11 protein-coding genes and 1 pseudogene are annotated in these 12,978 nt (G+C 38.3%); 8 read left to right on the forward strand and 4 right to left on the reverse strand.

The window, feature by feature from the left end; genetic code table 11:
• Positions 1-140 precede the first annotated feature (140 nt).
• Positions 141-1,256, forward strand: coding sequence for an ABC transporter permease (locus tag AC5JMK_RS26930; protein WP_096677669.1), 1,116 nt, complete (start codon positions 141-143; stop codon positions 1,254-1,256).
• Between the two features lie 141 nt (positions 1,257-1,397).
• Here the strand turns inward: AC5JMK_RS26930 and AC5JMK_RS26935 are convergent, their stop codons facing one another.
• The gene (locus tag AC5JMK_RS26935; RefSeq protein ID WP_096677670.1) at positions 1,398-2,243 is read right to left on the reverse strand and encodes a lysophospholipid acyltransferase family protein; all 846 of its coding nucleotides are present in this window, start codon (positions 2,241-2,243) and stop codon (positions 1,398-1,400) included.
• Positions 2,244-3,568: 1,325 nt separating this feature from the next.
• On the opposite strand from AC5JMK_RS26935, the gene AC5JMK_RS26940 reads away from it, so the two are divergent.
• From AC5JMK_RS26940 to AC5JMK_RS26965, 6 genes are all read left to right on the forward strand, one after another.
• Positions 3,569-4,138, forward strand: coding sequence for a chromate transporter (locus AC5JMK_RS26940; RefSeq protein ID WP_096677671.1), 570 nt, complete (start codon positions 3,569-3,571; stop codon positions 4,136-4,138).
• An 11-nt stretch (positions 4,139-4,149) separates the two neighbouring features.
• A complete protein-coding gene (locus AC5JMK_RS26945; RefSeq protein WP_096677672.1) occupies positions 4,150-4,683 on the forward strand; it encodes a chromate transporter in 534 nt (177 codons plus the stop codon).
• A 9-nt stretch (positions 4,684-4,692) separates the two neighbouring features.
• Positions 4,693-5,511, forward strand: coding sequence for a hypothetical protein (locus AC5JMK_RS26950; protein WP_096677673.1), 819 nt, complete (start codon positions 4,693-4,695; stop codon positions 5,509-5,511).
• 25 nt (positions 5,512-5,536) lie between these two features.
• A complete protein-coding gene (gene cysC, locus AC5JMK_RS26955) occupies positions 5,537-6,124 on the forward strand; it encodes an adenylyl-sulfate kinase (RefSeq protein WP_495911386.1) in 588 nt (195 codons plus the stop codon).
• Positions 6,125-6,128: 4 nt separating this feature from the next.
• The gene (locus AC5JMK_RS26960; protein WP_096677675.1) at positions 6,129-7,019 is read left to right on the forward strand and encodes a TauD/TfdA family dioxygenase; all 891 of its coding nucleotides are present in this window, start codon (positions 6,129-6,131) and stop codon (positions 7,017-7,019) included.
• Between the two features lie 133 nt (positions 7,020-7,152).
• On the forward strand, positions 7,153-7,635 hold the full coding sequence (locus tag AC5JMK_RS26965) for a cupin domain-containing protein (RefSeq protein ID WP_096677676.1): 483 nt from the start codon (positions 7,153-7,155) through the stop codon (positions 7,633-7,635).
• Between the two features lie 6 nt (positions 7,636-7,641).
• Here the strand turns inward: AC5JMK_RS26965 and AC5JMK_RS26970 are convergent.
• The 3 genes and pseudogenes from AC5JMK_RS26970 to AC5JMK_RS26980 all read right to left on the reverse strand — a co-directional run.
• Positions 7,642-7,794 (reverse strand): annotated as a pseudogene (locus tag AC5JMK_RS26970) (carbohydrate porin); the annotation flags it as partial.
• A gap of 133 nt (positions 7,795-7,927) precedes the next feature.
• Positions 7,928-9,100 carry a substrate-binding domain-containing protein gene (locus AC5JMK_RS26975; RefSeq protein ID WP_096677677.1) on the reverse strand — a complete coding sequence of 391 codons (1,173 nt, stop codon included), beginning with the start codon at positions 9,098-9,100 and terminating at the stop codon, positions 7,928-7,930.
• Between the two features lie 193 nt (positions 9,101-9,293).
• Positions 9,294-10,910 (reverse strand): iron uptake porin, encoded by a 1,617-nt coding sequence (locus AC5JMK_RS26980; RefSeq protein ID WP_495911385.1) that lies wholly within the window; start codon positions 10,908-10,910, stop codon positions 9,294-9,296.
• A gap of 495 nt (positions 10,911-11,405) precedes the next feature.
• Here AC5JMK_RS26980 and AC5JMK_RS26985 point away from each other — a divergent pair, with 495 nt between their 5' ends.
• Positions 11,406-12,872, forward strand: a complete 1,467-nt coding sequence (locus tag AC5JMK_RS26985) for a methyl-accepting chemotaxis protein (protein WP_495911387.1) — start codon at positions 11,406-11,408, stop codon at positions 12,870-12,872.
• The last annotated feature ends 106 nt before the right edge of the window (positions 12,873-12,978 follow it).

A 12,978-nucleotide genomic window follows, 5' to 3' on the forward strand; every position in this document is an offset into this window, starting at 1 on the left:
ATTTGGTAAGAGTTTTAAACCTTAGCGGTATATTGAAAAAATTGGAATTCTCCCTTGGAGAAGACATGATTATAAAAAAGGTTATTGATCAAAGGATTAATGACTAATGATTAATGATTAATGATTAAGGATAATTAACTATGAACTGGTGGCAAAGATTAAAGAAAAATCCTTTAGCGCGATTTGGGGCAATTTTGCTCATAATTTTTTACATAGCAGTAATTGCTGCGGATTTTGTTGCGCCTTATGACCCTTATATTCCGCAAGCAAATGGTTCCTTGTTACCACCAACCAAAATTTACTGGTTTTCGACTTCAGGTAAGTTTATCGGGCCTCACATTTATCCGACGATTCAGGGAGATACAAATTTAGAAACAGGCGATCGCCAACTGATTGTAGATAAAAGCAAACCTTCGCCTTTACGATTCTTTGTACAAGGACCAGAATATCGTCTTTTAGAGTTGAGTGTTCCCTTACCTCCCAAGTGGAAGGAAGTGACTATTTTTCCTGGAATTCCTTTAAATTGGCATTTGTTTGGTACTACTGACCCAGCTAGAATTAACATTTTGGGTACTGACGACCAAGGACGGGATCAATTTACTCGTTTATTGTATGGAGGTCGCATCAGTTTATTTATTGGAATTGTGGGAGTAGCCTTGACTTTTCCTCTGGGGATGATCATTGGCGGTATTTCTGGTTATTTCGGTGGCTGGATAGATGCTGCGATCATGCGCCTAGCTGAAGTGCTGATGACCTTTCCTAGCATATATTTATTAGTCACCTTGGGTGCTGTGTTACCACCAGGCTTAAGCAGTACCCAGCGATTTTTGTTAATTGTGTTGATTACGTCGTTTATTAGTTGGGCTGGGTTAGCACGAGTAATTCGTGGTCAAGTATTATCCATCAAAGAACGCGAATTTGTGCAAGCAGCGCGAGCTATGGGTGGTAGGCCGTTATACATCATTACTCGTCATGTGTTACCACAAACTGCAACATATATTATCATCTCTGCAACTCTTGCGGTTCCTAGCTTTATTGGCGCAGAAGCAGTACTCAGTCTGATTGGTTTAGGAATTCAGCAACCAGACCCTTCTTGGGGCAATATGTTATCTCTGGCAACTAATGCTTCGATATTAGTATTACAACCTTGGTTAATTTGGCCGCCAGCACTGGTAATTATCTTGACAGTCTTGGCATTCAACTTACTGGGAGATGGACTCAGAGATGCTCTTGATCCCCGGAGTTTGGAAAGGTGATCGGGGAGTGTGGGGAGTGTGGGGAGTGTGGGAAGAAAAATGCTTCCTATATTTTTATTTTTCCCTATGTCTTCCTTGTCCCTGCTCCCTGCTCCCTGCTCCCTGCTCCTCGATCCCCGATCCCCGATCCCCGATCCCCGATCACTGTTTCACCAAATCATCCAATTCTTGCTGCATTCGACTGCGGACGAGTTCATAGCAAGCGTTAACGTAATGGCGATCGCCTGCGGCTTTTCTACCGTAGTGTTCAAACACAATCGGTGAACAAACTCGTGTACGAATAGGCACTGGTAAAGGAATATTAGGTAAAGGCCCAAAAGCTAATCCCCAAGGTAATCCTAAATAAATCGGAAATACTACTGGGTCGATACCAAATAACCAAGGTATTCCCCATTCATGTAGTTGTTGGACTATTTTATAAACATCAGCAAGCACAATCAGTGTATCGTGAGCGCCAGTCGAAATTAGCGGGATGATCGGTACTTTTTCCCGTAGTGCTAGCTTGATAAACCCGTGGCGTTCCGCAAAATAAATTTGATGACGCAAAGAGTGAGGACGAAATACATCTTCTGCACCACCGGGATACACAAGTACACTGGCTCCAGAATGCAAAGCTGCGATCGCCATTTTCGGATGGGCGATAATGGCTCCAACTTTAGCCACTGCTTGTGCTACATCTGGACACTCTTTCCAAACCGTCGGATGCATCAAACCGTAAATTGGTCGTTCTACACCAAAGCGTCTAAACCAGTCATACATCATCATGTGCATATCAGGAGCAGCAAGTCCACCATTGTGGGAACCAACCAATAAAACTTTTTCGTTGGTGGGAATATTCTCCCAGCCACTAGTTTGGACTCGAAAATAGTATTTATACAGCCATTCCCAAAAAGGCATCAAAAATTTGATAAATTGTGGGTCTCGCTGATCCAAAGACCAACCGAGTTTGGTTTGTAGAGATTTTTCTTGTAATGTCTGTATTGGCATTTCGCCTCAATAAATATTCCTTTTGGGGGTTGTAAATTTTAGAATAGTAACTTTACCATTTCCAAAAATCTTTGCAACACATCCTGATGTAGAAACGCACTGTTTGAAGCGTTTCTACAATCTCTATTTGTCGCATTCTTTTTCCAAATGGTATTCATTGTTAATTTTTATTTTACATAAATACGAACTTATTAAGTTTATAGAGTTTAAATTAATACAATTTTGATTTTACAAGTTTTTGTTGTGAAAGATTAATGCATATGCTTTTCAAAGATATATTGCTGGTGATTATTCTGTGCGATGGTATAAGATTTTCTATTTATTGATCAGATTGCCCCAGTTGTTCTGTAAGTACATATTCTGGTAAAAGAAAAATGGTAATATTTATCTGCTAGATATCTGCTATCTATAGGATTCTTATTTGATTTATCTTTGCGTAGCCTGCGCTCTGCGCTAAAAAACTCAGTAAACTTTCTGTTCCCTGTTCTTTGTCTTCACGAGTAAGTTCATAAATCAAATCGGATTTCTATAATCTCCACAATTATGTGCGAGAAATTGAGAATACAGAATCAGCGATATAGCACTGTGGTGTGGAGTGAAGAACACTCTTTTAGTTCATCAATAGACATCTTTGAAAAAGAAATAAAAGCCTTATATAGTTCAGAATCGAGACTTCTTTTCTGAAGGTGTTTAGTAGGGGTACAAAGCAGCAGGAGGATGTAATGATCGATCATTGTTACATAAATGTTTGTATGACTATTGATTTCCCTTTAGTGACAAATAATAGGTCTGACATAGGTATATTACCGCAGTTATTTTTCTAAAAAATCATTTTCCTTATTTTCAGCTACCTATAACTGAGACATATTAGCTATCTGCATCTAGTTTCTTTAAACTCAGCAACATAATACTTAGAGGTTAATACCAATTTTCTGTGAAGCTGCACATTATTTTGACCCCTCTCAACCTCCTTTCAAGGGTAGGTTTTTTGGAATCTCGAAAATAGTTGAGAAAATTCTCAATTGCTTAACGTAGTTTGGTTGTTTCAGGATTTAAGTATTGGCTGAAATAGTCAAAAAATGACCAAATATAGCTATAGCCATCAAGATTAGGACATAGACTATAAGAGTTCTCATTGCGTCTATCAAATGTTAACGTCCTAACAAAAATGGCTACGGCTATACAAAATACCTACCTTTGTAAGCTCCCAACCTCCCCGAATTTGCGGGGAGGTGCCTCAAGGAGGTGGGGTTCTTTATATGCCTATTCATAAAGAAAATGGTATAAGGCTGGCGTTTATAAACATCAAGTAAAATCTTCTGCTTATGTTGGGTGCATCATCAAACCAAGTACAACAAACAAATCCTCCTTCTCTTGGTGTATTAGTTGCTGTATTTGCAGGGATTGGAGCAAGAGCTTTTGGTGGATCAATTCCCACTCACGTTTTACCTTTTTGCTTAAAACGGGGTTGGCTAACAGACAGCGAATGCTTAGAAGCATTAAATTGGTGCCGATCCCTTCCAGGGGCTGGAGGTACTAATCTTTCTGCATATTTGGGATATTATTGGCAAAAAACAGTAGGAGCAATACTAGCAACATTTGCCTTAGTGCTACCTGGTTCTGTAGTAATACTGTTAGCCTCAAAGCTGCTATCACAGCTACCCGAACATATTGTCCAAGCATCTTTAACCGCAGTCGTAGCAGCTAGTCTTGGACTACTTTTGGATTTAACTTGGAGGCTGGCTAAACCAAGTATTACTAACTATGTTCAAGTTTTAGTGGCGATCGCAACTTTTATTTTAGTAGGCATTTTCAGAGTTCCTATTCCTTTGGTTCTGGTTTTACTCGTGCCAATTGCTTGGTATTTCAATCGCAGAACTCAAACAAGTCACTGATTTTGCTGCTGATGCAAGTCTTACTCGATCTATTTTTCACATTTGCTTATTTAGCTCTCATTAGCGTTGGCAATTCAAGAGCTGTCATCACAGAAATGGAACGCCTGGTAGTCAATGTCCACGGGTGGATGAGTCACCTAGCTTTCGTCGAAGCTTACGGATTAGGGTTGCTAGTACCAGGACCGAATATGCTGAATGTTTTGCTGATTGGCAATCATGTAGCTGGTTTACCTGGAGCAATAGCTTCCGGGTTAGGGATGTTTGGTCCTACTTCATGCATCTTAGCTGCTGTAGCTTGGTTAATAAAAAAACCAAATCCTCCTGCTTGGATCAAGCAATTCCATGCTGCTTTAAGTCCAATAACAATTGGTTTGACATTGGCAACTGTTTGGAATCTTGGCAAAGATATATTCCTTAAAGATATATTCAGCACAGTGATCTGCTTTTTAGGATTAGTCTTGTCAATTCGAGGCTTAGTGAATACAAGCTGGATAGTAGTGTTGGCATTATTGACAGGAATTATTAAGGGTTTGTTGTTTAGTTAATTAACTTTTATGGAATTTAGAAACGATAATTTATTTACATTTTTTGCCTTAAAACGCAGTGGACACCATGCTGTGATGGTTTGGCTAGCTTATCACTTTCAGCTACCAATCTTTGTTTTGAACAACATCAAACCCTATACAGATCCATACCTCACTTCTGCATTTAACAATAACTGGGATAAGGAATCAGACTGGTTGGTTCACATTGACAGTGAAAATATGGAACAAATTCGGAATGTCTATAAACACTGTTTAATGATTAGTGTTCAGGATTTTAACATTACCAACCTCAAAGACAAAAGAGATTTTATCTGGGAACGTGAAAAAACAATTGGTGAAAGTTTAAATTTTTACAATATTTTATTCTTAAGAGATCCATTTAATATGCTGGCTAGCCGATTGTATAAACCAGGTCTAGTTCCTAAATTAATTGATAATGCAGAAATTTTAGATACGTGGGAAATTTATGCTGAAGAATATTTAGGAATAACTAATTTTCTAAAATCAAAAATATCGGTAAATTACAACTTATGGTTCTCAAGTATTGAATACCGCAAACAATTATCCGCACAGTTTAAGCTTCCTTTTGCAGATGCTGGACTGAATGTAGTTCCCAAGGCGTCAGGTGGTAATGGAAGTAGTTTTGATAAGAATTTTTATGATGGCAAAGGAAACCAGATGAAGGTATTAGAACGATGGAAACATTGTCAGAAAGATAAAGTTTTTCGCGAGTCCTTTCGAGAACGGTACAAACTAGCTAATCTATATCGACAAATTTTTCCTCTTGATTCTGAACTTGAGTCATTTATGCAGATGATCGGTATTTAGCTTAATCTATTTAAGTTTAAGCTAAATCACTTGCCTTACTACAAACAAGGAAATCTTAAGCATGAGAGGTAAAGGCCTTATTTTGTGGCTCACAGGTCTTAGTGGTGCGGGTAAAACTACGATTGCTAGAGGAGTAGAATGCATACTTAAGGAACGTGATTGTTTAGTTGAAGTTTTAGATGGTGATGAGATAAGACTCTATCTTTCACAAGAATTAGGATTTACTAAAGAAGATAGAGAAATTAATATTCGCCGCATTGGTTATGTAGCAAATCTACTGAGTCGAAATGGCATTGTGGTAATTGTGGCTGCAATCAGCCCTTATCGAGCTATCCGTAATGAAATTCGGATAATGAGCGAGAACTTTATAGAAATTTATGTTGATACACCGCTTAAAGTTTGTGAGGCGCGAGATGTAAAGGGTTTATACGCTAAGGCTCGCTCTGGTCAAATAAAAAACTTTACAGCTATAGAAGATCTCTACGAAGCTCCCATTAATCCAGAAATCATTTGCAGGACTACAAAAGAAAGTATCGAGGAATGTATTGATAAGGTGATTGCTGAATTGGAACGACGAGACTACATTCTAAAATATACATACAAAACCAGTTAATATCATGCTAAAAAATAGTAACCAAATAATAAAAATAGATAAGTTGGCATCAAATTTAGAGGATGAAAAAATTATTGAAGCTTCCAAAAATTATATTGATAAACTCACACTAAAAATTAGTACAGTTGAAGAGATTAACGAGCTAGAACTGCAAAAAATATTTGCCATATTCAATAAGTATAAATTTGTAATACTAGAAACGGAACCATTACCAAATCCTCAAGATAATTTATTAGGTTTAAATAATTTTTTTGGTTCAATAATAAGACATAAACGTTCTGACGAAAATGGTATTGTCTCGGTTGAAAATTTAGGAAGCTTCCCTAGTGATAAAGCTCAACTGTTGTCTGCAACTAATCAAATGTTTTCAATGCATACAGATGGCACATATGAGATTGAACCTCCTAAAGTTGTTGCTATGCAATGCGTAATACCTTCTAATCATGGAGGCTTCTCTCAAATTGTTTATGCTGAATCTATCTATGATTATTTAATGGAAAATCATCCCCAAGAATTACAGAGTTTGTTTAGTAATCAATTAACCATTACAAGAGGAAGTCAAAAAGCCACAAGAGCAATTTTTGTTGAAATAGAAGGCAGAATATCGATGAGTTTCAGAGATGATCCAGTAGTTTCAATTATAATTCCACCTCCCATAGAAAAAGTTTTCAATGTTATCAAAAACTATATTAATACTTCAAGTAATCAATTGAGATTTAAACTGAAAACCAATCAAATTTTGGTAATTGATAATACTAGTGTCCTGCATGGAAGAACATCTTTTCCAGATAATGAAGTTCGCAAGCTAAATAGATTATGCTTTGATGGAATTTCAGAATATTCTCACCATCTAAAATTTGGATTTATCCCTAAATCTAAATTCTCAAATTCCTAGAAAGTATATTCAAAAACATTACATTGCAAGATGAGCCAAATTAGAGGTATTAGGTTTTTGAAGTGATCGTGCGTGCTATAAATTTTCAGAATACACAAGCTGAACATTAATATCCTTATTCAAGGAGTAAAATATGCAACCTCAAATTAATTTAAATACAAAACTTCAGAATCAGTCTGTAGACAATAGTATAGAACCTCAACTCTTTCGGCTCAAAACCCAGCTTTTGAGCAAAGGGAGAAGTGACTATACGCTGGCTAGTACTGATCTGATGAGTATCAGGATCAAATGTTATGCCAAAGGCGGAGAAAATGTTCTTCATGCTCACCCTGCTGAAGATCATGCCTTTGTTATACTAGCTGGAGTAGCAAAATTTTCAGGCAAGGAAGGTGAAGTTGCCATGCTTACCAGAAATCAGGGTATTTTGCTTCCCAAAGGCTGTTACTACAAGTTTGAAAGCTATGGAGACGAACCTTTGGTCATGTTACGAGTAGGAGCGCAACAAGAAAAGCTTGAGATTAACCGTATTGGCCTTAATGGAAAATCCTTACCTGGGAAATCTAAGGAAAACAAACACGAAGATGGTGTTCCGATTGAGGGCCTTTATTACGAGTAATTAACATTAAAAACAGAAAATCTTTAAAACATTAAAGGTAGTCCGGACTGTCCCTACGAAGATTTTATCATTGTTATCCTTATTGTATGGATTGGTAATAATAAAGAAGCAAGAAGTAATGACAGTATTATCTGTGAATTGCAACAGATAAAAATCTTCTTTGCTATGTGTAAAATTGGTGTGTCGCTAAACTGTGATAAATAACATACAAATAAGGAACTAATTATTGCATTGTAACTTTATTAATAAAAGTTCTAGCTATTTGTATGAATCTCTATTGGCAATGGAAATCTCAGCGTAAGGGAACTAACCCTGCCTTTTCAATAATTTGCTGACCTTCTTTGGAAAGTATCATATTGACGTAGGCTTCTCCAGCTAGTTGATCAATTGTACCATCCAGGCGATAGACAATAAACCGACGTCGCGCAAGGGGGTAAGAAGAATCTCTGATTGCAGCAGTATTCATCCGCTTGCCATTATCTATGAAGGGTTGCACATATTCTTGGGAGTTAGCTTTAGCAATAGCAAGGGGACGGATAGTTTGTTGACCCATAATTAATGCATTTCCTCCAAAGGAAATAGCCCCAGGGGTAGAAGCCACCTTACGAATACCTTCAGTATAATCACGAACTATTTGTATGCTGGGACTGAGTTCGTCAATTTCTTTGCCAAGAAGCTCACTCAATACATTGGAAGCCTTAGGACTTCTAGTAAAAGGTATGATTGGCAGATTCGGTCCTCCCACTTGCTTCCAGTTGGTTAGTTTACCCTGATATATTTCTTGAAGTTGATCGACAGAAAGACCAGGAATGGAGATATCTCGATGTGTGAAGACGACAAGTGCATCTAAAGCTACTGGCACTTGCTTTAACTGAAAACCTCGTTCTTTAGCCTTATTATATTGAGCTTCATCAAGAGATGCTGCGTATAGAGTCAAACTCAGTTGACCATCAATTACCATAGCTACACCTTTTTTCCCACCAGGTTTTCCCTCTTTTGGTTCGGTGTAGCGGAGGCGAAAATTGGGGTGAGCCGCAGTCATGGCTTCGTGTAAACCTTGAGCAGTCAACGCTGCAAAACTGGAACCACCACCATAGTTAAATGTACCTTCTGGCACTTTTGGTACATCTTTCATCGAATTGTAGAGTTTGACATCAGGGGGGATACTCTGGTTGCTGTCACCAGAATTATAAACTCCGGCACCATTGGAATTGTTGACACTGCTAGAACTTGAGAATAAAAAGTAGATTGATCCACTCACAAGCACAAACAACAAACCGCAACCAAGCCAAATCATCCAAGGTGTAAACAGCCAATCTCCCAAAGATTTAGGCTTTAGTTTGGTATCTGTATTGAGATTTTTTACCGGAACATCCAGTTTCTGACCGCATTTTAGACATTGTGTAGCCGTAATCGGATTTGTATCATAGCCACAATGCTTGCATACTATAAATTCATTATTCATTATTTTCTCCCAAGGTAGATGTTTGTACTTTCGGTATTGCACCCAGGAGACTACTTTTGTATTTTACAAAGTCTCAAATTAGACACTTAAGTAGATTTATCAGAGCATTAACTTTTTAGCAACACAGCTTTTGCAGTACAAGTGTAAAAATTTATAAAGCGATCGCACCCTAGTTTTCGTCAAATTTTTCAGCTTAAAACCTGAAGGTAGTGCGGATTGTCCCAACAAAGATACTGTCGTTGTTGTCGTTGTGTTCTGGATTGGTAATCACAAACACACCAGGAGTAATAGAAATATTATCTGTGACTTGGAAGCGATAAAAACCTTCTATATGTAAAGAAGTATCTTGATCTTCTACCTGGCTACTTTCTATCACTTTTGGTGGCATACCAAAGACAATCCCCGCTAAATTACCTTTTCCTCCTAAGTCTGGAAAAGCCAAAGTGACAGCATAGTTCAAGATATCTGCATGATCATCACTAACTTCCGACTGTGCAAAGGAGTAGGCTAACCAACCAGAAAGGGTAAATTTAGGACTGATGCGCCAGCTAGTTTCTAAACCGAGGGAATCTGCTGAGGTAGAAACATTCCCAAAAGGTCTGACGGCGTTGGTACTACCCGTACTACCTGTAAGGTTGACACCACTATTGCTACCTCCTGCATTATAGGAGTGAACATAAGTCAAGCCTAAATTTAAATCTTTGATTGGTTCAAAGATAAATTGTGCCACAGCGCCATAATTACCGTTGAACAGTCCGTTTTCACCACTAGGATCTTCAGGATCGCGAACCATATAGGCTAAATCGAGACTGGCGCGATCGCTAAACTGATAATTGACAACTAACCCAGTACTACCAGCACTTCGGTAGATCGGATTAAACCGCCCAAAACGCGAAATACTACCAGTACCAGAACTTTCAAATGGACTTAGTGTTTCTACCAGAGCATTCAATTCTGTATTCGCAGCAGAAACTACAACTCTCACTTTATCGCTCAAGGGAAAGTAATAGTAGAGATCATCTAACTCAACATTGTTGTCATCATCACCGTCAAATCCTAAACGAGTCATCCTCGTACCTGTGACGTTACCCTGAAACTCAGTAATATTTCTGCCTTGCAAACGGATTCGCAGACGATCTTTACCCATAAAACTGGTATCAAAATTTAGACGTACGCGATCCGCGAGGATGATATTATCTTGTAAATCTGGGTTGTTATTGGAATTATTGTCTCTATCAGCTGCACTATCACCAAAAACACCAGCTACAACAAATATCGCTTCTGCATTAAGTTTTGTAGTAGTAGAAAACTGATTTGCTTCTATTTCAGTTGTGCGCGCTTCTAACGCATCGACACGACCGCGCAGTGTCGCTAATTCTGCTGAGAACTCCTCTTGTAGTCTTTGGAGTGTGGCTAAATCCTCTTTCCTCACCAAATCACTTGTAGCAGTAGCAATGATTTCATTTACCCGATCTAAACAAGCATTCAAACCAGCCGCAAATTCATATCGCGTCATGGGTCGATTACCCCGGTAAGTACCATTAGGGTAGCCAGCAATACAACCAGATCGTTCTACAAGGGATTGTAGTGCTTGAAACGCCCAATCTGTGGGCTGTACATCAGATAACTGAGAAACAGAACTGATCTGTGCTTGATCGCGTTGAGACAGTTCAGATACTACTGAAAATTCTGGCTGAACTTGTTCATTTGTAGATACTTCAGCTACAACTGTTGAGGGTAAAACAACAAAGCTTGCTACTATCACCGCAGGGCTAAGTAACAAAGAATTTGACCATACTCTAGATATCACTTCTTCACACCTAAGTAATCTATATTATTTTATTTTTCAAGAGAGAATTGACCTAGCTTGAAAACAGGGATCTCCAATCCCCAATCCCTAATCTCACTTTCAGATCAGATGTTTAGACTGGCGGTATTGCACCCAGGGAATTACTGCTGTATTGTAAAAAACTAACGGTAGACATTTAAGTACATTTATCAGAGCATAACCCTTTTGGCAACACAACTGTAAAAATTGCGTAGAGAGCGATCGCCATAACGAAAGTCTATTACTTTAAGCAAGAAATTGGTTATTGAGAAGTATTAAGACAGATAAATTTTATAGTGATATTTTTTGAGTTTGCCAGTTGAACCAATTCGCTTTTGGTTGTAAGGCAAATTTTTTTGTCTAATCTATAAAGATTTACCTCAAAATAGTTAAGAGTGAATGAATAAGTTAAATCAGGGTGCCACTTTTTCACTTTTTATAAAAATCATATTTTCGTAGGTTTAGAGCAGAAAAATGATGAAAAAACAAGTGCAACGCCCTTTGAAAGTCAACCAAATTGTACCTGTAGGTTTTGGTGTGGTTCTGATATTGACAGGTATTGTGACGACATTTTCTGAGATTTCTAAGGCGAAGTTAAGACAAATGCATGATCAGGAGGAGCGTACATATGAAATCAAGCTGCTATTAAAGGAGTTGGAGAAAGATATAGTAGGTGCTGAGACGGGACAACGTGGATTTCTGCTCACTGATAAGGAAAACTATCTACAAAATTATGCGACTGCACAAAACGATTTCAAAGAACATATTGAGGAATTAAAACAGCTAGTGAATGGGAATTCATCCCAAAGCCAAAAAACTAATCGATTTATACAATTAGCTCAAACTAAATTTGCGGAATTAGAAGAAACTATTACTTTCAAAAAAAATAGACAAGAACAAAAAATTTCTGATGTATTAGCTTCCGATAAGAGTGAGCAACTTACCAGTGACATCAGATCTACACTTACTGCAATGCAGCAACAAGAAAAGAGAGTTTTTGAGCAAATAGAAAAATCATCAGAGCAGTTTCAGCTATTATCAAGTGTAATGAATTGGGGTGGATGGCTTGTTAGTGCTGGGGCTGGAATTTATATTTCGTTTTACGTCATTCGCCGCATCATGCAACCAATCAACGAAGTCGCCTATGCAGTCGCGACTTCATCTGGAAACATTGCTACCAGCGTGTTTGAACAGGAACGTATCATTTTGCAACAATCTGCATCCGTGAATCAAACTACTACTACCATCGATGAAGTCGGTACTTCTGCACTCCAGTCAGCCGAACAAGCCGAAACTTCTGCAAACAGAGCCAAGCAAGCATTAACTCTCGCGAAAGAAGGAAGTACAACGGTTGGGCTAACAATTGAAGGTATTTCACAGTTAAGAGATCAGGTAATGGCGATCGCTTATCAAACTACACACTTGAGCGAACAGACTACTCAAATCTCTACAATTTCTGATTTAGTGGCTGAATTGGCAAATCAAACCAATATGTTGGCTTTGAATGCTGAAGTCGAAGCAGCTCGTGCGGGTGATCAAGGTAAAGGTTTTGCGATAGTAGCTAGTGAAATTCGTAAACTGGCTGATCAAAGTCGGAAGTCAGCAGATCAAATTAATTCCCTTGTGAATCAAGTGCAAGTCGCTATCAACTCTGCTGTGATGGTAACTGATCAAGGCACTAAAAAAGCGACAGAAGGTATCAAATTGACTCAAGAAACGGGTGAGGTATTTGCAAATATTACTGACGCCGTCAACAAGGTATTTATCAACAACCAGCAAATTTTTCTTACTGCTAAACAACAGGCTGTTGCTGTACAGCAAGTCGTATCAGCTGTAAATGATATCAACTCAGGAGCAAAAGAAACAGCAATTGGCATCACAATGGTTAAAAATGCCACTATCGACCTCAACAAAATCGTTCAGAACCTGAAGAATTTGGTGTAAAAATACGGCTGCTCAAGAACTCTTAACAGGGAATAGGGAGCAGGGAGAAGAACCAATGACCAATGACCAATGACCAATGACCAATGACCAATGACCAATGACCAAT

The sequence above is a fragment of the Pelatocladus sp. genome (assembly GCF_059505505.1).

What these genes read in the sequence shown, in the direction of transcription:
- AC5JMK_RS26930 (WP_096677669.1), top strand. Translation starts at nt 141, where the DNA reads ATGAACTGGTGGCAAAGATTAAAGAAAAATCCTTTAGCGCGATTTGGG.
- AC5JMK_RS26935 (WP_096677670.1), bottom strand. Translation starts at nt 2,243, where the DNA reads ATGCCAATACAGACATTACAAGAAAAATCTCTACAAACCAAACTCGGT.
- AC5JMK_RS26940 (WP_096677671.1), top strand. Translation starts at nt 3,569, where the DNA reads ATGTTGGGTGCATCATCAAACCAAGTACAACAAACAAATCCTCCTTCT.
- AC5JMK_RS26945 (WP_096677672.1), top strand. Translation starts at nt 4,150, where the DNA reads ATGCAAGTCTTACTCGATCTATTTTTCACATTTGCTTATTTAGCTCTC.
- AC5JMK_RS26950 (WP_096677673.1), top strand. Translation starts at nt 4,693, where the DNA reads ATGGAATTTAGAAACGATAATTTATTTACATTTTTTGCCTTAAAACGC.
- AC5JMK_RS26960 (WP_096677675.1), top strand. Translation starts at nt 6,129, where the DNA reads ATGCTAAAAAATAGTAACCAAATAATAAAAATAGATAAGTTGGCATCA.
- AC5JMK_RS26965 (WP_096677676.1), top strand. Translation starts at nt 7,153, where the DNA reads ATGCAACCTCAAATTAATTTAAATACAAAACTTCAGAATCAGTCTGTA.
- AC5JMK_RS26975 (WP_096677677.1), bottom strand. Translation starts at nt 9,100, where the DNA reads ATGAATAATGAATTTATAGTATGCAAGCATTGTGGCTATGATACAAAT.
- AC5JMK_RS26985 (WP_495911387.1), top strand. Translation starts at nt 11,406, where the DNA reads ATGAAAAAACAAGTGCAACGCCCTTTGAAAGTCAACCAAATTGTACCT.